General features: G+C 66.6%; 17 protein-coding genes. 12 read left to right on the top strand and 5 right to left on the bottom strand.

Features of this window, described 5'->3' with window-relative positions:
- The first annotated feature begins 18 nt into the window (after positions 1-18).
- The 3 genes from G452_RS21480 (at position 19) to G452_RS19000 (ending at position 3,218) form a co-directional block, all read left to right on the top strand.
- Positions 19-1,461 carry a glycine-rich domain-containing protein gene (locus tag G452_RS21480; RefSeq protein WP_022662167.1) on the top strand — a complete coding sequence of 481 codons (1,443 nt, stop codon included), beginning with the start codon at positions 19-21 and terminating at the stop codon, positions 1,459-1,461.
- An 11-nt stretch (positions 1,462-1,472) separates the two neighbouring features.
- A complete protein-coding gene (locus tag G452_RS21485) occupies positions 1,473-1,880 on the top strand; it encodes a hypothetical protein (protein ID WP_022662168.1) in 408 nt (135 codons plus the stop codon).
- 156 nt (positions 1,881-2,036) lie between these two features.
- Positions 2,037-3,218 (top strand): lytic transglycosylase domain-containing protein, encoded by a 1,182-nt coding sequence (locus tag G452_RS19000; protein ID WP_022662169.1) that lies wholly within the window; start codon positions 2,037-2,039, stop codon positions 3,216-3,218.
- Between the two features lie 16 nt (positions 3,219-3,234).
- Here G452_RS19000 and G452_RS19005 read toward each other — a convergent pair whose 3' ends face one another.
- Positions 3,235-3,786: a thermonuclease family protein gene (locus tag G452_RS19005; RefSeq protein WP_162141296.1), complete on the bottom strand. Its 552-nt coding sequence runs from the start codon at positions 3,784-3,786 to the stop codon at positions 3,235-3,237.
- A gap of 210 nt (positions 3,787-3,996) precedes the next feature.
- Between G452_RS19005 and G452_RS20630 the strand changes: the two genes are divergently transcribed.
- The 4 genes from G452_RS20630 (at position 3,997) to G452_RS0110265 (ending at position 10,159) form a co-directional block, all read left to right on the top strand.
- Positions 3,997-7,206 (top strand): PAS domain S-box protein, encoded by a 3,210-nt coding sequence (locus G452_RS20630; RefSeq protein ID WP_022662171.1) that lies wholly within the window; start codon positions 3,997-3,999, stop codon positions 7,204-7,206.
- A 97-nt stretch (positions 7,207-7,303) separates the two neighbouring features.
- Positions 7,304-8,617 (top strand): NCS2 family permease, encoded by a 1,314-nt coding sequence (locus G452_RS0110255; protein WP_022662172.1) that lies wholly within the window; start codon positions 7,304-7,306, stop codon positions 8,615-8,617.
- Between the two features lie 26 nt (positions 8,618-8,643).
- Positions 8,644-9,633, top strand: a complete 990-nt coding sequence (locus G452_RS0110260; RefSeq protein ID WP_022662173.1) for an HD-GYP domain-containing protein — start codon at positions 8,644-8,646, stop codon at positions 9,631-9,633.
- A gap of 28 nt (positions 9,634-9,661) precedes the next feature.
- The gene (locus tag G452_RS0110265; protein WP_022662174.1) at positions 9,662-10,159 is read left to right on the top strand and encodes a hypothetical protein; all 498 of its coding nucleotides are present in this window, start codon (positions 9,662-9,664) and stop codon (positions 10,157-10,159) included.
- A gap of 68 nt (positions 10,160-10,227) precedes the next feature.
- On the opposite strand, the gene G452_RS19015 is transcribed toward G452_RS0110265, so the two are convergent.
- Complete coding sequence (locus G452_RS19015; protein WP_022662175.1) at positions 10,228-11,130, bottom strand: M23 family metallopeptidase; 903 nt, start codon at positions 11,128-11,130, stop codon at positions 10,228-10,230.
- Between the two features lie 179 nt (positions 11,131-11,309).
- Between G452_RS19015 and G452_RS19020 the strand changes: the two genes are divergently transcribed.
- Positions 11,310-12,044, top strand: coding sequence for a GGDEF domain-containing protein (locus tag G452_RS19020; RefSeq protein WP_040368531.1), 735 nt, complete (start codon positions 11,310-11,312; stop codon positions 12,042-12,044).
- Positions 12,045-12,122: 78 nt separating this feature from the next.
- Positions 12,123-12,809 carry a response regulator gene (locus tag G452_RS0110280; protein ID WP_027189165.1) on the top strand — a complete coding sequence of 229 codons (687 nt, stop codon included), beginning with the start codon at positions 12,123-12,125 and terminating at the stop codon, positions 12,807-12,809.
- 253 nt (positions 12,810-13,062) lie between these two features.
- Here the strand turns inward: G452_RS0110280 and G452_RS0110285 are convergent, their stop codons facing one another.
- Entirely contained in the window at positions 13,063-13,764 is a 702-nt protein-coding gene (locus G452_RS0110285; protein WP_022662176.1) for a hypothetical protein, read from the bottom strand.
- Positions 13,765-13,942: 178 nt separating this feature from the next.
- Here G452_RS0110285 and G452_RS0110290 point away from each other — a divergent pair, with 178 nt between their 5' ends.
- Entirely contained in the window at positions 13,943-14,476 is a 534-nt protein-coding gene (locus G452_RS0110290; protein WP_022662177.1) for a hypothetical protein, read from the top strand.
- 7 nt (positions 14,477-14,483) lie between these two features.
- On the opposite strand, the gene G452_RS19025 is transcribed toward G452_RS0110290, so the two are convergent.
- Positions 14,484-14,645: a hypothetical protein gene (locus G452_RS19025; RefSeq protein WP_022662178.1), complete on the bottom strand. Its 162-nt coding sequence runs from the start codon at positions 14,643-14,645 to the stop codon at positions 14,484-14,486.
- 90 nt (positions 14,646-14,735) lie between these two features.
- Between G452_RS19025 and G452_RS19030 the strand changes: the two genes are divergently transcribed.
- Positions 14,736-15,902 carry a glycosyltransferase gene (locus G452_RS19030; protein WP_022662179.1) on the top strand — a complete coding sequence of 389 codons (1,167 nt, stop codon included), beginning with the start codon at positions 14,736-14,738 and terminating at the stop codon, positions 15,900-15,902.
- A gap of 52 nt (positions 15,903-15,954) precedes the next feature.
- Here G452_RS19030 and G452_RS0110305 read toward each other — a convergent pair whose 3' ends face one another.
- On the bottom strand, positions 15,955-16,701 hold the full coding sequence (locus G452_RS0110305) for a hypothetical protein (RefSeq protein ID WP_155887664.1): 747 nt from the start codon (positions 16,699-16,701) through the stop codon (positions 15,955-15,957).
- A gap of 273 nt (positions 16,702-16,974) precedes the next feature.
- Between G452_RS0110305 and G452_RS0110310 the strand changes: the two genes are divergently transcribed.
- A complete protein-coding gene (locus G452_RS0110310) occupies positions 16,975-18,546 on the top strand; it encodes a flagellar hook protein FlgE (protein WP_022662181.1) in 1,572 nt (523 codons plus the stop codon).
- The last annotated feature ends 243 nt before the right edge of the window (positions 18,547-18,789 follow it).

Genomic DNA, 18,789 nt, shown 5'->3' on the forward strand with positions numbered 1-18,789 from the left:
GAAGCAAAAGGAGAAACAATGACCATCTCATCGGAGCAGTCCAAGGTCATCTACGAAGGCAACGGATCCACCAGGGAGTTCACCGTGCCGTTCCATTACATGCGGGACGCGGACCTGGAGGTCGTGCTGCGCGGGGCGGACGGCGGGGAGCGCACGCTCGCGCCCGGCGGAGAATATGTCCTGGCGCGCAGCGAGTCGAGCAGCGGCGGGACCTGCATCCTGTCCCAGGCTCCGGCGTCCGGGGAAAGGCTGGCCATCCGCAGGGATCCGCCGCTGCTTCAGGAAACCGTCTACGAGGAGGGGGTTCCGCTCTCGGCCAAGGCCCGGGAAAACGCCCTGGACCTGCTGACCATGCTGGCGCAGTCCAACCGCGAGCGCATCGAGCGGGCGCTCCTGCTCCCGGTTGCCAGCGCCGGAACCGCTCCCGTGGTTCCGGCTCCGGCCACTGGCTCGGTCCTGGCCTGGGGCGAGGACGGCAATCTCGTCAACGGTCCCGGCACGGCGGCCATCGCAGGCGCGGCGGCCTGCGCGCAGAGTGCGGCCCAGGCCGCCCAGGAGGCCGACGGTTCCAGGGAGGGAGCAGAGTCCGCGCGGCTTGCGGCCGAGGCGGCACGGGACGCGGCCCAGGCGCTGGCCGGGGGCGAACACAACAGCACCGCCGGACGCGATGCGGAAGACTGCCACCCTCTGAGCGCCATCAACGGGCTGGACGCGGCCCTGGCGGGCAAGGCGGGCCTCAGCCATGCGCACGTCCTCGCGGACGTGGCCGACGCCGGGACCGCCGCCGCTCTGGACGCGGGAACGGTTGCCGGAGCGGTTCCCGTGCTGGGCGAGGACGGGAAGCTGCCTGCGGGGGTGCTCCCCGGCGGTGCCGGGGTCGTCCGCGAATTCATCACGTCCTCGCAGGACTGGACGGTTCCCTCCGGCGTCACGGAGGTCCGCGTCTGGGTCGTCGGCGGCGGCGCCGGCGGAGAAGGGATTTACAACGCCGGGTCTTCCAGAAGCGAGGGCGGCGGCGGTGGAGGCTGCGCCTACAAGGTCGTCTCTTCGCTCGCCCCCGGAGAAGTCATCTCCTGCACCATCGGCGCAGGGTCTGCTGGGTCATCTGGTAGTGGGAATTACGCCACGGACGGCGGCACGTCGAGCTTCGGGGCGCACTGCTCCGCGACGGGAGGAAGCCCGTACTACGCAACCAGTGCCGGCGGCACAGGCATTGGTGGAGACATCAACTACCGAGGCGGCGGTGGTGGGCCACGCGATGATGCCACGCTGGCATCGGGCCACGGCGGACGGGCAGGCGGTCCTTGGGGCGGAACCGGGGGAAACCAGCGAGCGTCTGTCGGCAACGGATACGCTGGGCAATATGGCGGTGGCGGCGGCGGCGCGTCGAGCAACACCACCGGGACAAAGTACGGCGGCAACGGCGGCGCAGGCCTGATCGTGATCGAATACAACGCATAGGGAGGAAGGAAATGAAATACGCGCGAATATTCGGCGGCGTGGTCCGCGAGGTTTGGGACCAGCGGCCTGTTCTGCATCCCGGCATCGAGATCGCCGAGGTGGGCGGGGCGGTTCTCGCCGGATGGATCGTGGACGGGGACGGCGACATTGTCCCCCCGGACAAGCCGGAGACGTTTGAAACGTGGGACAAAGCTGCCGGAGCATATGTCGTGGACGCCTCGGCCAGGGACGCGGCGCGGCAGGAGGCGATCAAAATCGAGCTGGCCTCCCTGGATGCCGCGGCCGTCCGCCCGGCGCGGGCCGTGCTCGCGGCCCAATTGGCCGGGGTGGCGCCGGACGCGGCGGACACGGCGCGGCTCGCCGAGATCGAGGCGCGGGCAAGGACGTTGCGTACGGAGCTGGCCACGCTCGACCTCTGACGCGCAGGGCGGTCGAGGTCCGGGAGCGAGTCTGAATGCGCATGGCCGGGGAGACGGATGCTTCCCCGGCCTCGCGGGAGGCGGCCCGCTCTCCGGCGCTCTGCGTTGTCCGTGCGCCCCTTGCGGGTCGTGCTCCGGATGCGGTATGCTGAAGAAATGAGAAAAGCCAAGCGCACTTTTGTTTTCCTTTGTCCGGCCCTGCTCGCCGCGCTCGTTCTGGGCGCGTCCCTGCCTGCGGGCGCGTTCGAACGGCAGGCCGTTTCCGGCGCGGACAGGACGGCCGAGGCCGTTGCCGAAGCCGCGGCGTTTCCGTCGCTGCTTTCCTGCATCCGGGTGGAGGGACCGCTGGACTTCTGCGGCGAGCCCGTGCCCCTGGAACTGGACGACGTGCGCGAACGGCTGGAAAAGGAAATGCTCGTGCTGCTCTGGGACCGCGCCCAGGTCATCCTCAACGCCAAGCGCGCGGGCCGGTATTTCCCCTACATCGAACAGCGGCTCGCCAAGCGCGGCATGCCCGACGACCTCAAGTACATCGCGGTCATCGAAAGCGCGCTGCGGCCCCACGCCGGATCCCACAGGGGGGCTGTGGGCTACTGGCAGTTCATCCGCCCCACGGCCCAGAAATACGGGTTGCGCGTGGACGGGAACATCGACGAACGCCGCAACATCTTCACCTCCACCGAGGCGGCCCTGGACTTCCTCCAGGAGCTGCACGACGAATTCGGCTCCTGGGCCGTGGCCTGCGCCGCGTACAACATGGGCGACAACGGCATGCGCAAGCGCATCCGCATCCAGGGCGTGCAGGACTACTACCGGCTGTATCTCCCGCTGGAAACCCAGGCCTATGTCTTTCGCGCCATGGCGGCCAAGATGATCCTCTCGGACCCGGCCCGGTACGGCTTTCATTTTCAGGAGCAGGACTTCTACGACGCGCCGGACTTCGACCGCATCACCCTGACCGTGGCCAAGGACACGCCCCTGGCGGACATCGCCGCAGCGGCCGGAACCTATTACAAGGTCATCAAGGACTTGAACACGCAGATCCTGGGCGACGACCTAGTGCGCGGAACGCACGTGCTGCTGCTGCCCAAGGGCTCGGCCAAGGGCTTCGTGGCCCGGCTCAAGGGCGTGGAAGCCGCGCCGCAATCCGCCTCTGCCCCGGCGCGGGGGGTGGACCCCTCCAAAAAGGAACTGCGCACCTACGTGGTCAGGCCGGGGGACAACGTCCATGCCATCGCCCGCAGGCTCGGCGTGCCCCTGAACGCGCTGCTGCGGCCCAACGGCCTCAAGCCGGACAGCGTGATTCATCCGGGCCAGCGCCTGCTTGTGGCCGACTAGACCGGTCGCGACGTCCTCAGCGCCGCCGCTGGAGTTCGCGGAAGCGGCGCGGGGTCATCTTCAGTCCGCCCTGCGCCCAGAATCCCGCCCGTGCGGCCCTGGCGTCCTTTTCGGCCCGGGCCAGCCGTCCCGCGTGCCGCTCCGCCTCGTCGTAGGCCACGGCCAGGGCCAGTCCCCGCGACACGAGTTCCTCGTTGAGCATGCGCCCGTCCTTCCAGACATAGGCCAGGATCCGTCCGTAGCGGTCCGTGCGGCGCGGGCCGTATTCCAGCTCCAGCACCTGCCCCTTGCAGAATTTTCGGCTCAGTTCCCTGGCGCGCTGCGCATATTCCTGACCCTTTTCCGGGCAATCCAGGCCGAGCAGGCGGATCTGGAACCGGCCCGGCGGCCCGTTTTCCCGTTCCGCCAGGAGCGAGTCCCCGTCCAGCGCGGTGATGCAGCGGACCCTGTCGCGCGGGGCCGGAAGATTTTCCTGGGCGCGGCCGCTCGCGGCCAGGACGCCGAGGAGCAGCGGCGCGATCCAGAAGGCGAGCAGGCAGGCCCGGCGCGTTCCCCGCGATGCGGGCACAAGGCATAAGCGGCTTGCGGAGCCGGTTGCGGAGCGGTTGCAAAAGCGCATGGCCGGAGCATACGCCCGGTCGCGGCCCCTGCCCAGCCCCCGGAACAGCGCACGCGCGGAAGCGGGCGCAATTCGCCGCCGGGGGCAGGGGGGACATTGATAGCCGGGCTGCTTTGGGCTATTGAATGAGGGTATTGAACATTCAATCCCGGAGACTGCATGCATCCCCGACTCGACGAGTTGCTCGAAAAGCTGGCCGCGTGCGTTGAGCGCCTGGCAGCCGGAGAAGCCGGAGAACAGGGACTCGTCATGGGCCGGGAGCTGGAGGGCCTGCTCCTCGAGGCGCGGGAAAGCGGCGGGGAGCGCCGCTTTTTCCGGCGACTCGCGGACGGCGTTCCGGACGGGCTTTTCCGCCTGCGCCTGCGCGACCGCACCTTCGAATACATCAATCCCGCCATGGAAGCGCTCACCGGCTACGTCCGGAGTGAATTCTGCGGAACTCCCGGCATCTTCCGGGAAGTGATCCACCCCCGCTGGCTCGACTACGTGGAAGAGGCGCTGCGCCAGATGGACGCGGGCCGCAACGAGGGCGAATACGAGATCGCCGTCGTCACGCGGGGAGGCCAGGAGCGCCGCATCCTGCTGCGCACCATCCTGGTGCGCAAGGACGGCCGGCCGACCCACGTGGAAGGCGTGGCCCGGGACGTGACCGCCACGCGCCAGACCGAGAGCATGCTTCGGCGTCATCTTTTCATGACCGACGCCACCCGCGACCCCATGAGCCTGATCGGCAGGGACTACCAGTACAAGGCCGCGAACCGGGCCTTTCTGGAATCGGTCAAGGCCATCTGCCGCAACCCTCTGGGACGGCACGTTTCCGAGGTCTGGAGCGAGCGCGTCTTCAGCGGGGTGATCAAGCAGGCCCTGGACGAATGCCTTTCCGGCCGGGAAGTGGTCTACGAGGCCTGGTTCGGTTTTCCCGGCCAGCCCGAGGGCTATTACGAAGTCACCTACACGCCCTACCGCGAGGACGGCGCGGGCGTGACCCACGTGGTGGTGGTATCCCGCGACCTGACGCGCCGCAAGCTCGCCGAGGAGGCGGGCCGCCGGGCGGACGCGCGGTTCCGGCAGGTGGTCGAGAGCATCAGCGACGTGATCATGACCCTGGGCCCGGACCGCGAGCTGACATACGTCAGCCCGGCCATGATCCGTCTCGCGGGGCTGGAGCCGGAGGGGCTGCATGGCCGCCGCCTCGAGGAATTGGTGCATGCCCAGGACAGGCAGGCGCTCGTTTCCTCGCTCGGTGCCATCCTGGAGACGGGCGAGGCCAGCGCGGAATGCCGCATCCTGGCGCAGGACGGCACTCCGGTCTGGGTGCGCATGGCCGCGCGCGCCCTGGTGGAAAACGGAGAATACCTCGGCGCTGCCGGGCGGCTGACGAACATCTCCCTGCGCAAGCAGACCGAGGAGGCCCTGGCCCGCAGCGAGCGCAAGTATCGTGACATTTTTGAAAATATTCAGGACGTCTACTTCGAGTGCGATTTCGAGGGCAACATCCTGGAGATCAGCCCCGCAGTGGAGCGCATCAGTTTCTACACCCGGCAGGAGATACTCGAAACCGGGGTTCTTCCGCTGCTGGACGGCCCGGAGGACGGCGAACGGATGCTCCTGGAGCTGGAGCGGTTCGGCCACGTGTCGGACCAGGAGATACGCTTCCGCGACAAGGACGGGACCGTGCGCTATTTTTCGGTCACGGCCCGCCTCGTCTCGGACTCGGAAAGCAGCCGCAAGGTGGTCGGCTCCCTGCACGATGTGACCGTGCGGCGCGCGGCCCAGCTCGAAGCCCAGCAGGCCAAGGATTTCGTCGAGAGCATCATCGACGCCGTGCCCGATCCCGTCTACGTCAAGGACGGCGCGCATCGCTACGTCATGGCCAACAGGGCCATGTGCGTGCTGCTCGGACGCGGGCGCGAAGACGTGGTGGGACGGACCACCTGGGAACTCTTCGATTCCGAGCAGGCCGAGGGATTCGCAGCCATGGACGACCGCGCCCTGCGGAGCGGCGGCAAGGTCATGCACGAGGAAGATTTCTGGGACGCCTCCGGGGTCTGGCGGCTGCTGGCCACGAGCAAGGCGGTTTTCCAGGGGCGCGACGGCGGGCGGCTGCTCGTGGGCGTGGTCCGCGACATCACCGAGGCCCGGCGTCTTCAGGAGGAGCTGCGCCGCGCCAAGGACGAGGCCGAGTTCCTGGCCGAGTCCAAGAGCCGTTTCCTGGCGAACATGAGCCACGAGATCCGCACGCCCCTGAACGGCGTCATCGGGATGCTCCAGCTCCTGAACCTGACGGAGCTTTCCGGGGAGCAGGCCGAATATGTGGGCACGGCCCTGGGCTCGGCCCTGGGGCTGCTGGCCGTGATCAACGACATCCTCGATTATTCCAAGATCGAATCCGGGCGCATGCACTCCCCGCGAGAGCGTTTTTCCATGGCGGCCATGCTGCGCACCGTGGAGCGCGCCCTGGCCGAGCAGGCCCGCAGCAAGGGCGTCGACCTGGAGTTCGAGGTCAGCGACGCGGTGCCCAGGGTTCTCAACGGTGTCGAGTCCCGGCTGCGGCAGGTGCTCTTCAATCTCGTGGGCAACGCGGTCAAGTTTACGGACAGGGGCAGCGTGCGCGTCCGGGTGCATGCCTTCCATCGCTCGGACCCGCGCGGCGACCTCCAGCTCTACTTCGAGATCGAGGACACGGGCATCGGCATAGCCGATGACAATCTGGAGCGGATTTTCGAACCGTTCGTCCAGGCGGACGAGGCCCCTTCCCGGCGCTATCAGGGCACGGGCCTCGGCCTCGGCATCGTGCGGAGACTGGTGGACATGATGCATGGCTCGCTCTGCGTCGGCAGCGAGCTGGGCAAGGGGACCGACATCGTCTTCACGGTCTTTGCCCAGAGCGCGCTCCCCGGCGAAGCCGTGGACGAGGAAGAGCCCAGGGAGAGCGCACCGCTTCCGGTCACTCCGGAGCGTTCCCTGCGGGTGCTCGTGGCCGAGGACAACAACGTGAACATGATCCTGGCGGAGCGCTTTCTGCGCAAGCTCGGGCATGACCCCGTGGGCGTCGAAAACGGCCAGCTGGCCCTGGACGCGCTGGAGAAAGCCGCAGCCGAGGGGCGACCTTTCGACGTGGTCTTCATGGACATCCAGATGCCCGTGCTGGACGGCGTGGAAACCGTGCGCCGCATCCGCGCCGGGGTGGACGGAATCCCGCGCGGGCTGCCCGTGGTGGCGCTCACGGCCCACGCCATGGAAGGCGACATGGAGCGCTTCCTGGAGCTGGGCATGGACGGATACCTTGCCAAACCGCTCGACTTCAAGATATTCGCCGAACTCTTGAACGAGCTGTTTTCCGGGCAGGAGCGGAACCTCGACCCCTGAAGCGTTCCGATTCCGCATGAAATACAGGCCCCCGCCGCAAGCATGGGCGAGGGGCGCGTCCGCGTTGCAGATCATGGTTCGCCGAGGAGGAAAAAGCATGCTTGCGGCCCTTGACCGTTGGTTCAAAGTAAGAAACTCCGGGAGCACCGTCCCGCGCGAGCTTGTGGCCGGGCTGACCACGTTCGTGACCATGTCCTACATCATCGTGGTCAATCCGCTGATCCTCCGGGACGCGGGCATTCCCGTGGGCGCGAGCATGGTGGCCACCATCCTTTCCGCATTTTTCGGCACGCTGGCCATGGGGCTCTATGCCAACCGTCCCCTGGCCGTGGCCCCCTACATGGGCGAGAACGCCTTCATCGCCTACACGGTCTGCGGGGTGCTCGGCTATTCCTGGCAGACGGCCCTCGGCGCCATTTTCATCAGCGGCGTGCTGTTCATGCTCATCACCCTCTTCGGCGTCCGGCAATGGCTGGTGCGCTCCATTCCCAAGAGCCTGAAGCAGGGCTTCACCATCGGCATCGGCCTGTTTCTGACCTTCATCGGACTGATGACCACCGGGGTCATCACCCAGAGCGCGGCCCCCGGCGTTCCCGTCAGTCTCGGCAATTTCGGGGACATGAACGTCTTCCTGGCCGTGTGCGGCTTCGTGCTCATGTCCGCGCTGATGGCCTGGCGCACTCCCGGCGCGATCATCATCGGCATCCTGGTGATCTCGGCCATGGCCTTCGGCATCAGCGCGGCCCCGATTCCCGAGCATTGGTTCGGCCTGCCGCCCTCCCTGGGCGAGACCTTCCTGGCGATGGATGTTGGCGGGGCGCTGGCCTGGGGCTTCTTTTCCGTGATCCTGACCGTGCTGGTCATGGATTTCGTGGACACCATGGGCACGCTGCACGCCGTGCATCAGGCGGGAGGCATGCTCGACGAGAACGGCGACGTGCCCGACATCAGGAAGCCGCTGCTCGTGGACGCCATGACCACGGTGGTGGCGGCCTGCCTGGGCACGACCAGCGCCGGAGTCTACATCGAGTCCGCCACGGGCATCGAGTCCGGCGGGCGCACGGGCCTGACGGCCGTGGTCACGGCGCTGCTCTTTCTTCTGGCCCTGTTCATGGCGCCGCTGTTGACGGCGGTTCCGGCCTGCGCGTATGGCCCCAGTCTGGTGGTGGTGGGCATGCTCATGATGTCCGGCGCGGGCGACATGAACTTCAAGAGCATGGACGAGCTGCTGCCCGCCTTTCTGACCCTGGTCCTGATGAGCTTCACCTACAACATCGGCATCGGCATGACCGCGGGCTTCGTGGCCTATCCCGTGATGAAGATTCTCGTGGGCAAGCCCGAGGAGGTTCCCGCGGGCATGTGGGTGCTTTCGGCCATTTCCCTGCTCTTCTTCCTGTTCTACCCCCACTAGGACCGGCGAGAAGGCGAACGCAGAACATGACCTCCATGGAAAAAAAAGAACGCAACTGGATTCCGGCCTCCTTTTTTCCCGTCTCTCCCCTGATCCTCGTCCCCGAGGCATTGGGCGAGTTTTCTGTCTATTTGCGGCAGAACAAGGAATTCGTGCTCTATGCGCGCTCCGGCGAGAAGTTCACCGCGGAGCAGCGGGTCAAGCTCTTTGAGAGCGGGGTCGGGGAGGTCTTTGTCCAGACCGTGGAGAAGCCCGGATTCGACAAATACGTGGAGGACAATCTCGGCGGCATCCTCACGGACGAATCCCTGCCCATGCAGGAGCGTTCGCGGCTGTTTTACGAGGCCACGGCCAACGTGGTCCGGGATGCCTTCAACGACAAGCTCCCCCCCAGGCTCATGGAGGAGAAGTTCGTCCGCATCGAAAGCATGGTCCGGCAGAGCATGGATTTCCTCAAGGACGAGCGGGCGCTCAAGGCCATCGGGCCGTTCATCAGCCACGACTACAAGACCTACACCCACAGCCTGCACGTCTTCGTCTACGCCCTGTCGCTGCTGGCCTGTTTCGACGTTCCGGAGGAGGAACATTTCGAATACGGCCTGGGAGCCATGCTCCACGACATCGGAAAGACGCGCATCCCGCTGAAGGTGCTCAACAAGCGCGGCGCTCTGACCCAGGAGGAGCGCAGCCTGGTGGAGACGCATTCGGTCCAGGGCGTGGCCCTCTGCGCCGGGCTGGACATCAGCCAGCGCACCTTCAACTGCATTCTGTTCCACCATGAGCGCATGGACGGAACGGGCTACCCCTCGGGCATCGGAGGCATGGACATCCCCCTGGCCGTGAAGTGCATCACCATCGCGGACGTCTTTGACGCGCTGACCTCGAACCGGCCCTACGCGCCGGCCATGCGGGCCTACGACGCCCTGATCCTCATGCGGCACGAGATGGCCGGGGCCTTCGACATGAGCGTATACAAGCGGTTCATCGAGATGCTCAGCGGTTCGTCTCTGATCTGAGCCTCAAAGAAAGCAAGGAGAGCGTGCAATGCGGACGATTGGAAAACCGACGCTCCTGGTTCTCGCCCTGCTGGGCGCGCTGCTGGCGGGCTCGGCTCTGGCGGCCGGACCCGGCTACCCGGACGCCCGTCGTCCGGAGGACTTTCGGGGCGCGCGCTTCGGCGCGACGCTGGAGGAGATTCCCGGCCTGCACCCCGTTTCCGAGCGCATGCCCCGCGCGGGCGAACGCTTCAAGGACGTCTATTACCGGGAAGGGGAGCCCCCGACCCTGGGCGAGGCCAGCATCGTTTCCGTGGCCTATTATTTCCGCAAGGATCGCCTGCGCTCCGTGATCCTGACCATGCAGGGCGACGTGAACGCCTTTCTGGTCAAGGACATGCTTATCTCCAAGTTCGGCCCCGGCCGCCAGCTCGGCCCGCTCTACGGCTGGACCTGGGAGGATTTTTCCGTGAGCCTGGGACCGCTGGACGATTCGGGCATGCACGCCCTGACGTACACGCTGGAGCGCGACCCGGAGTCGGAATAGGCGCGTCTTTCGCCTCGCTCCGAGCATGGCAGGCCCCCCGGAACGGAATGTTCCGGGGGGGTTCGCGTTCATTGCAGGATGTAGTTGCGGGGATTCACGGGCTTGTCGTGCTGGTGCACCTCGTAGTGCAGGTGGGGCGCCTTGCTGCGCCCTGTGTTGCCGACGAAGCCGACGATCTGGCCGCGCAGCACGCGCTGGCCTTCCACAACGGCCACCTTGCTCAGGTGCGCGTAGCGCGTGGAAAGCTCGCTGCTGTGGGTGATGACGATGACCAGCCCGTAGGAGGGGGAGCGGTCCAGGTGGCTGATGATTCCGTTGGCCGCCGCGCGGACCGGGGTGCCCGTGGGCGCGGTCAGGTCGATGCCCTTGTGGAAGCGGCGGCCGCCGTTGAAGGGGTCGTTGCGCCAGCCGAAGGGAGAGGAGAAGCGCCCGCGCGTGGGCATGATCACGGGGATGGTGGCCAGGGTTTCGAGCTGTTCGGCAATGGCGTGGCCGATGCGCTGCTGGCGCACTTCCTCGGAGATCGTCTCGCCGTCAACGCGGTCGAGCCGCATGCGCATGGCCCGGAAATGGTTGCGCCCATAGAGCGCGGGCAGCCGTTCCAGGCCGAGGCGGTCGCGCGGGCTGAGCGCGAGCGAGGCCGCGTCGTCGCCCGAATCCGCGATGTTGAGCATGATGCGCAGCTTGGTGTTGAAATCCACGATGCGCACCACCTGGTTTTCCATCTCGTTCAGCGCGGATGTCTGGAGCAGGATGTCGTGGGAGAGCCGGCGGCGCTGCTCCAGCAGGGCGGATTCGTAGGACTTGAGTTCGCGCCATTGGTGCCAGTGTACGGCGAGAAAGCCGTTGCCGAAGGCGAGGACCAGGAGCAGAAGAGGCAGGAAAAGAAGGGCCAAGCCGTTCGCGCTCAATGTCAGGAGCGGTTTTCCCCAATTCGAATAGAGGGTGAGCTGGTAGCGCGAAAGCAGCATCTGTCCTGGATTTCCTTTTTTTTCTTCCATCTCTATATGTTCAACCGGGGGCACAATCAAGCCTGAGAAAGCGACGGGAAAAAGCGTGCCGTCTGGATTTTTCCGGGCGCAGCGGATACACCGGAAGAGAAAGAGGGAGGATCGGCCTTCGACGGCCACGGAAATCGGGGGAGGGAGGAATGGAAAACCGGGCAATCACGCTCTATGCCGCCAGTCTGGCGGCCATCGGAATTCTTTTGCTGGCCGGGCCTTTCGCCCTGGTGCCGACCGACGCCGTCGGCGGGGAGTCTTCGCTTCCCCTGCTGCTGGCGCTGCTCGGCGGGGCGCTGCTCCTGGGCCAGGCCGTCGTGGTCTACAGCGGCATCCGGCGCGCGGCCGCGGCAAGGCAGCAAGAAACCGAAGAGCTGCGGCGCAGGCTGGCCGAACTGTCCGGACGGGACGAGCTGACCGGAGCGTTCACCAGGACCATGCTGGAGAGCGTCCTGGCGCGGGAGCTGGAATCCGTCCGGCGCTACGGCGTGGTCACCTCCTGCATCATGCTGGACGTGGACGGCCTGGGCCGGATCAACCGTGAGCGCGGCTTTCGCGCGGGGGACCAGGTTCTGCGGACGCTGGGCGAAGCCCTTGCCGCGAATCTGCGTTCGACGGATTCTCTCTTCCGCTGGCAGGGCGGGCGGTTTATGGTGCTTGTTCCGCACGTGCGGGTGGACCTGGCCGCGCACCTAGCGGAAAAGCTGCGGCGTCTCGCGGAGCGTCTCGCTTTTGCGGACGGCCAGCGCATTACGATCTCTCTCAGCGTGGCCGAAGTGGCCGCCGCGGACACCCAGGAAAGCCTGGTGGAGCGGCTGCGCTCCGGGCTGGATAAAGCGAAGGCGGCGGGGCCGAATCGGCTGGAAGTCCTGCGCTGCCCATGATTCTGGGGATTTGGGGGTTTTCCCTATCGACAACGGCATGTGGCGCGACATAAGCCAAAAGGCTGGAATCAAGGTGGCATGACTATGAAAGACCAGTTCAAGCGCGTGATGATTGTGGACGACCATCCGCTTTTCCGGGAGGGCCTCAAGGCGCTCATCGGCAGGAGCGACCGTTTCCGCGTCAGCGGGGAGGCGGGCAGCGCCCAGGAAGCCCTCAGCAAGGTCAAGGATGTGCGCCCGGACATCATGCTCGTGGACATCACCATGCCCGGCAAGAACGGCATCGCCTTCATCCGTGAGCTGCGCCAGATCATGCCGGACATCCAGTTCATCATCGTGAGCATGCACGCCAACGCGGACTACATCGTGGAAGCCTTCCAGGCCGGGGCCACGGGCTACATGGTCAAGGACTCGGCCAGCGAGGGCCTGCTGCGCGGGCTGGACACCGTGGCGCGCGGGCAGATCTTCCTGGACAGCGCCCTTTCCGGCGAGGTCGTGGAGAAGCTGCTCAAGTCGCGCAACGGCAGACAGGGCGCGGCGGACGATCCCTACAAGCTGCTGACCCCCAGGGAGCAGGAGGTCATGCGCCTGCTGGCCGAGGGACTCGTGACCCGCGAGGTCGCCGAGCGGCTCTACATCAGCCCCAAGACCGTGGAAAACCACCGCGCGAACATCATGAAAAAGCTCGGCCTGCAAAGCACCGTGGAACTGGTGCGCTACGCGGCCAAGCTCGGACTCATCGACCTCGACACCTGGGCAAGCTGAACCCCGGATGAATTAGGGCCTTTCGCCCAGAAGATCGGGAATCCCCCCTATCGACACCCCTTCCAGTTTTGCGGCAATATGCGCGCAAGGTCGCAATGCGACTCCCGATTCGGGGACCACACGGCCCGGACAGACAGCAATCACGACCCCGTGCCCCCCTGCCGTCTGATCGGGCCGTGCTTTTTGCCGAAAAGCAGTTTCCGATCCTCCGGAGCGTTTTCGGGCGATTCCCCTCCCGTGCCTTTCGCTGTCGTCAGCGCTCCATTCCGCTCGCCGCGTCCCGGCGCACCGCGTCGAATTGCAGCACGATCCAGTCCGAGCCCGCGCCGTCCTTGCGCAGGGCCAGTCCGGCGGAACGCGTGCCGGGCCGGGTGTCCGCGAGCAGTTCGCGCAGGTCGCGGGCCTGCTGCAAGGCCTCGTGCACGCCGCCGCGCTCCAGAAAAACATAGACCAGATTGCTTCGGGCCATGCCCTCGGCCTCGTATTCGGCCATGCGGCGCGAGGCTTCGCCGGAATCAGCCGCCCCGCGCCAGAGCGCCACAAGGTCGAGCTGGGGTGCGTCCGACTGCAAGGCGACCAGCTCGAAGCGTTCGTCCAGGGCCGCGAACGCACGGGCGTAGAGCTCCCGGCTGAAGGGCGCGCGCAGGGAAACAGTGCGCAGGCCATTGCTGGAAAAGCTGAAGTCCATGTCCCATTCCTGATCCAGGAAACGCACCTGGTCCATGCAGACCGCGTCCGGGCCGAGCAGGTCCGAGCAGTCGTAGGCTCCGGCACGGGCGAGCACCTCCCGGCGGGCCATGTCCAGGGCGTAGTCGCGGAAGAGCCGCACTGCGGGGTTCCCGTCCTGGGCATGGACAGGCAGGGGGAGCACGGCCGCCGCGCAAAGCAGCCCGAGCAGAAGCGCGAGGGAAAACATGGTCGCCCGGAAACGAATCCGGCGGCGGGGTCGGTTCATGGAGCCTCCTTGGGCGGGGCGCTGCCGCTTTTGAGAAAAATAAATGCCAGAATACCCTCCGGAGGCGCAGGAGTCCAGGCCGCTTCCCTCTTGGTTGGATTCGACAAGATGCGCCCGGTTCTGCTATTCATGCATCAACGACAATCCCCGGCCAGCCGTGCCGGACAATGGAGGCCACATGCGCAAGATCATTCTGACCGCCGCCTGTATGGCGGCCCTGGCCCTTTTCGCGGGCTGCACCATGGAGAAGGGGGGAACCGAGGATCCGGCGGGATTCACGACCGTGCAGGGGCTGGAGCAGCCCGGCGAGCCCGCTTCCGGGCAGACGGCGCAGCCCGCTCCGGACCCGGCCCTGCAGAATCGGCTGGACGCCCTGGAAACCGAGAACGCGCGGCTTCAGGCCCGCCTGGACGAACTGGAACGGCAGATGGACGAGCGCGTCGCCGCCGTGGACGAACGTCTCGCCGCCCTGGAGGCCAAGGCTGGGGAAGCCGCCTCCGCCGCGACGAAGCCTCTGGTGGACCTCGGAAACGACGAGCAGTTCAAGGAAAAGGTCGTGCGCCAGGGGCTGGAGGAAATTTTGAATATGTCGCGGCTGCTGCTGGACAAGATGGAATATGAGATGAACCAGAAGATCAAGGACGGTGCCGCGCCGGAAGCGGACGCGGCGGCTGTCGCCGGGCAGGGCGCTGCCCAGGGCGCGGCCCAGTAGCCCGGTTTCAGAACGTCTTTCCGGCGATGTCCGCGAGGGAGCCGAAGATGTGCGCCAGGGCGCTGCCTTCCACCTGGGCGTCCACCTGGGCGTAATGTCGGCAGAACAGCGCCAGGGCGACGATCGCGGCCAGGGCAAGGGCATCGAACTGGTTGAACGGTTTGTACATGCGCACCTCGCTTTGCTGCACGTTGGAAATTAGGTACGGCATGAGTCGAAAGGGTGTCAACCGCCGCGGCTTTCGGCGAGGGAATCGGCGATGAAGATTCTGCATCTGATCACCGCCCTGGAGACCGGAGGGGCGGAAACCATGCTGGCCAAGCTGCTCGAGAGCATGGACGCCGGCCTCTACCAGCCCGTGGTCGTGAGCATGATCAAGCCTGGGCTGATGGGCGAGCGCATCGTCGCGTCCGGCGCCGAGCTGCTGGACCTGGGCATGAGCCGGGGGCTTCCCTCCCCGCTGGCTCTGGTCCGGCTCGTTTCCCTGCTGCACGAGCACCACCCCGACGTGGTCCAGACCTGGCTCTACCATGCGGACCTGCTCGGACTGGTTGCGGCGCGAACGGCGTTTCCCCTGGGCCGCCGCCCCGCAGTGGCCTGGAACCTGCGCTGTTCGTTCATGGATTTTTCGCAGTATCGGCGCTCCACGGCCTGGACCGTGCGGCTCTGCGCCCGGCTGTCCGGCCTTCCCGACGCCGTGGCGGCCAACTCCCGCGCCGCCGTGGACCGGCATATCTCCCTGGGCTACAGCCCGCGTCGGTTCGAGGTCATCCCCAACGGCTTCGACGCGGGACTGTTTCGGTCCCAGCCCGCAGCGGCGGCGCTGCTGCGCCGCGAGCTGGGCGTTCCTCCCGAATCTCTCCTCGTGGGCATGGCCGCCCGTTTCGATCCCATGAAGGACCATCGCACTTTTGTGCGCGCCGCAGGAATCGCGGCCGCCCAGCGTCCGGACGTCCACTTCGTCTGCTGCGGGCAGGGGGTGGATCCGGAAAACGAGCAGCTGGACCGCTGGGCCAAGCAGGCCCGGCTGAACGGCAGGCTGCATCTGCTGGGGCAGCGCAGGGACGTGGAACGCTTCCTTGCCGGGCTGGACCTCTGCGCGTCCTCGTCCATGGGGGAGAGCTTCCCCAACGTGCTCGGCGAGGCGCTTTGCTGCGGGGTGCCCTGCGTGGCCACGGACGTGGGCGACTCCGCCGCCATCGTGGGCCGCTCCGGCGAGATCGTCCGGCCCGGCGACCCGGATGCGCTGGCAAGGGCCATGCTGCGCCTTCTGGACCTGCCCGCTGCGGAGCGCTCCCGCCTGGGCTGCGAAGGCAGAATGCGCATGATCCGCGATTATTCCCTGGAAGCCATGGCTGCGCGGTATGCGCGGCTATACGATTCCCTGGCCCGAACAGGCCGGGAAATGAAGGATCCCGGCGAGTGAGCGCGACAAAAGGCCCGGCTATGCCGGGCCTTTTCTTTTCCGGGAGCGGCGTTCAGTTCTTTTTGCCGGTCTGGACGCCGAGCCGGTGTCTCTTTTGGGCGCGTTCCCTTTCCTGGGATCGTCCCTGGCCGTCGGGCTGGACCTGCTCGCGGCTGTTCCAGCTGCGGGTGGCCGCGTCTTCGGGAATGTCGTCCGGACCTTGGCGCGTGGCGCGGGGCGTCACGCCGAGTCCGCTCTGCTGCTCGTTCCGGTTCGTGGTCGTGCGCGGCCGGACCTGGGGCGCGTAGGCTTTCTGGTCCTGTGCGGCGGCACCTTGGGCGGCGTCCAGGCCGGTCTGCCCGGGCGCGACGTCGACGGCGCGCTCCCTGCGCTCCCTGGCCCGGTTCAGGGTTTCTTCCGCGTCCCGCAAGCCTGCCCGCGATCTGTCCAGAGCCATGTTGGCGTCCTCTATGGCGGCGGGATCGCCGAACTGGATGGCCTCGGCCAGGTTCTGCTCGGCCTCGAGCGTGTCCGCTCCTGCCCTGGCCGCCGCCGCTTCCGCTGCGGCCACGGGGTCGTGCATGGCCTGCGCCGCCTCGTCGCCGTTTCCGGCGTCCAGGGCCGCTCCCGGCTCCGAGCCCGTGCCCCCGGCGTCCGCGCCGCTTACGACGACTGGAGTCTCTTGGTCCGTGGGCGGGGCCGGCTGGGCCAGGCCGGGATGCGACGTCGCCAGCATAATCAGCGCCGCCAGCAGCCCGCCGAGCAGCGCCCGAAAGCGGGCCGAAACGCTCCATGGTCCTTTGTGCGGAAAAACACGCATGTTCGCCTCCTCCGGGTGCAGGCATTCCCGTTGGCGGCCTGTTCCCGGATCGGTCTTCCGGGAACAGGCCCGATGCCCGGCCCTCTGGCCGGAGCATATCCTCTTTGCGAAAAAAAAGGTTTCGAAATCCAGAAAAATAAAACTCAACCTTTGGCACAAGGGTTGCTCTTCCTTGAGCGGGGAAGTTTTTTCCGGGCCCGCTCCTTCGGAGCAGGGGAGGAAACCGGAGCAAGGAGAGCGTCCGCATGTTCGCGGACATCCCAAGGAGTCGTCATGGCATTTTCATCATTGTACATCGGCGCGACCGGGCTTGTCAGCCACGGGCAGCGCATGGGCGTGATCGGCAACAATCTCGCCAACGTGAGCACCTCCGGATACAAGCGTGCGGACGCGCTGTTCCAGAACCTCATCAGCGAGCAGCTGGCCTGCGGGACGACCCGCAGCGGGGACTCCGTGGTCCAGACCAGCCAGAAGGGGCTCGGCGTGGGCGTGGCGTCCATACGGACCAGCTTTCTGCAAGGCTCGTTCGAGAATTCGACCACGGCCACGGACATGGCCGTTTCCGGCAACGGATTTTTCGGCGTGGTCAACCCGGAGGACGGGAACCAATATTACACCCGTGCGGGCGTGTTTCGCTTCGACCAGCAGGGCTACCTGCTCACGCCCCAGGGCTACCGCGTCCAGGGCGGCGCCGTGGACCGCGCCACGGGCGCCGTGGGCTCCATGGAGGACATCCGCCTTCCGTACCAGGAGATCGTGGTCAACGGGCAAACCGTTCCGGCCATCGTTTCCGAGCCCAAGGCCACCACGGCCATCACCCTGCAAACCAACCTGGACTACGCCACCGGGGACAGCTACACGGACGCGGCCGATCCCTTCTTCGCCATGGCCAAGGCCTGGAACGGGCTCAACGACGACCCGCTCGGCTTTGCCACGGGCTACGACACCGCGCTCAAGGTCTACGACGAAAACGGCACGGCCCATAACCTCACGGTGCACTTCGACCCCGTGGACACCTCGACCCTGAGCAACACCGCCGCGGGCAGCAGCTACTGGGAATATCTCGTGACCATGCCTCCCTCGGAGGACGGCTCCGCCGCAGCGGGCACCTCGGGCGCGGGGCTGCTGGGCATGGGCGTGCTGACCTTCAACAAGTACGGCGAGCTGACCGGGCAGACCGCCTTCAGCCTGACGGGCTCGGACCCGTCCGTGCTCAGCAACTGGACCCCGGCCTCCTTCAGCGCCGAGGGCGCGCCCGTGTTCAGCGCCACCTTCAGCGGAACCGCGTCGCAGGATCTGTCCCTCAATTTCGGCCTGACCACCTCTTCGGCGTCCTGGAACACGAACGTCGCCGGGTCGGCGGGCGCGGTGGGCAAGGACGTGGCCGCCCTGGGCAACATGGCCACGCCCGCCAAGGACGCCTACTCCACCACCAACTACGAGTGGGGCTCCACCACGCTGGCCGCGCGCCAGGACGGATATGCCGAAGGGTATCTGCGCGGGCTGATCGTGGACGAAAAGGGCTTCATCACCGGGCAGTTCACCAACGGCCAGGAGGAGAAGCTCTACCAGGTGGGACTCTACCGCTTCAACAGCGAGTACGGCTTGCGCCGCGAAGGCGGCAATCTCTTCTCCGAGAGCCCGGATTCGGGAGCCGCCCTGGAAGGATTTGCCGGGGAGGAGGGCCGCGGTGCGGTCTATGGCAACTCCCTGGAGATGTCCAACGTGGACATGGCCGAACAATTCGCGGACCTGATCGTGACCCAGCGGGGCTTCCAGAGCAACACCAAGGTCATCACCACCTCGGACGCGATCCTGAACACCCTGATCGGAATCAAGCGTTAGCTCGCCCGCAGCCGCCGGACCCCGCCCCTGCGCACCGCTTCGAAGCGGGCAGGGGCGGGGCTGCTGTTTGCGCCAGGGAGACGAATGCTTGAAAAATGTTGCACTTTCCTCCCCGGATGGTACAGAAAAGTCAGGATCGCGTGAAGGCATAGGCACGTGCCTTCCGGGGACCGCGGAAACGGAACGTGCCGTTGCGGTGCCGCAGGTTGGCGCGGCAAGGGGATCGGACCAGACCAGAAGCTG

Origin of the sequence: Paucidesulfovibrio longus DSM 6739 (genome assembly GCF_000420485.1) — a bacterium.
Taxonomy (GTDB): domain Bacteria; phylum Desulfobacterota; class Desulfovibrionia; order Desulfovibrionales; family Desulfovibrionaceae; genus Paucidesulfovibrio; species Paucidesulfovibrio longus.

Bases quoted from the DNA above. Each gene is read 5' to 3' on its own strand.
- G452_RS21480 (WP_022662167.1), top strand. From the start codon at position 19: ATGACCATCTCATCGGAGCAGTCCAAGGTCATCTACGAAGGCAACGGA.
- G452_RS21485 (WP_022662168.1), top strand. From the start codon at position 1,473: ATGAAATACGCGCGAATATTCGGCGGCGTGGTCCGCGAGGTTTGGGAC.
- G452_RS19000 (WP_022662169.1), top strand. From the start codon at position 2,037: ATGAGAAAAGCCAAGCGCACTTTTGTTTTCCTTTGTCCGGCCCTGCTC.
- G452_RS20630 (WP_022662171.1), top strand. From the start codon at position 3,997: ATGCATCCCCGACTCGACGAGTTGCTCGAAAAGCTGGCCGCGTGCGTT.
- G452_RS0110255 (WP_022662172.1), top strand. From the start codon at position 7,304: ATGCTTGCGGCCCTTGACCGTTGGTTCAAAGTAAGAAACTCCGGGAGC.
- G452_RS0110260 (WP_022662173.1), top strand. From the start codon at position 8,644: ATGACCTCCATGGAAAAAAAAGAACGCAACTGGATTCCGGCCTCCTTT.
- G452_RS0110265 (WP_022662174.1), top strand. From the start codon at position 9,662: ATGCGGACGATTGGAAAACCGACGCTCCTGGTTCTCGCCCTGCTGGGC.
- G452_RS19015 (WP_022662175.1), bottom strand. From the start codon at position 11,130: ATGCTGCTTTCGCGCTACCAGCTCACCCTCTATTCGAATTGGGGAAAA.
- G452_RS19020 (WP_040368531.1), top strand. From the start codon at position 11,310: ATGGAAAACCGGGCAATCACGCTCTATGCCGCCAGTCTGGCGGCCATC.
- G452_RS0110280 (WP_027189165.1), top strand. From the start codon at position 12,123: ATGACTATGAAAGACCAGTTCAAGCGCGTGATGATTGTGGACGACCAT.
- G452_RS0110285 (WP_022662176.1), bottom strand. From the start codon at position 13,764: ATGAACCGACCCCGCCGCCGGATTCGTTTCCGGGCGACCATGTTTTCC.
- G452_RS0110290 (WP_022662177.1), top strand. From the start codon at position 13,943: ATGCGCAAGATCATTCTGACCGCCGCCTGTATGGCGGCCCTGGCCCTT.
- G452_RS19025 (WP_022662178.1), bottom strand. From the start codon at position 14,645: ATGTACAAACCGTTCAACCAGTTCGATGCCCTTGCCCTGGCCGCGATC.
- G452_RS19030 (WP_022662179.1), top strand. From the start codon at position 14,736: ATGAAGATTCTGCATCTGATCACCGCCCTGGAGACCGGAGGGGCGGAA.
- G452_RS0110305 (WP_155887664.1), bottom strand. From the start codon at position 16,701: ATGCGTGTTTTTCCGCACAAAGGACCATGGAGCGTTTCGGCCCGCTTT.
- G452_RS0110310 (WP_022662181.1), top strand. From the start codon at position 16,975: ATGGCATTTTCATCATTGTACATCGGCGCGACCGGGCTTGTCAGCCAC.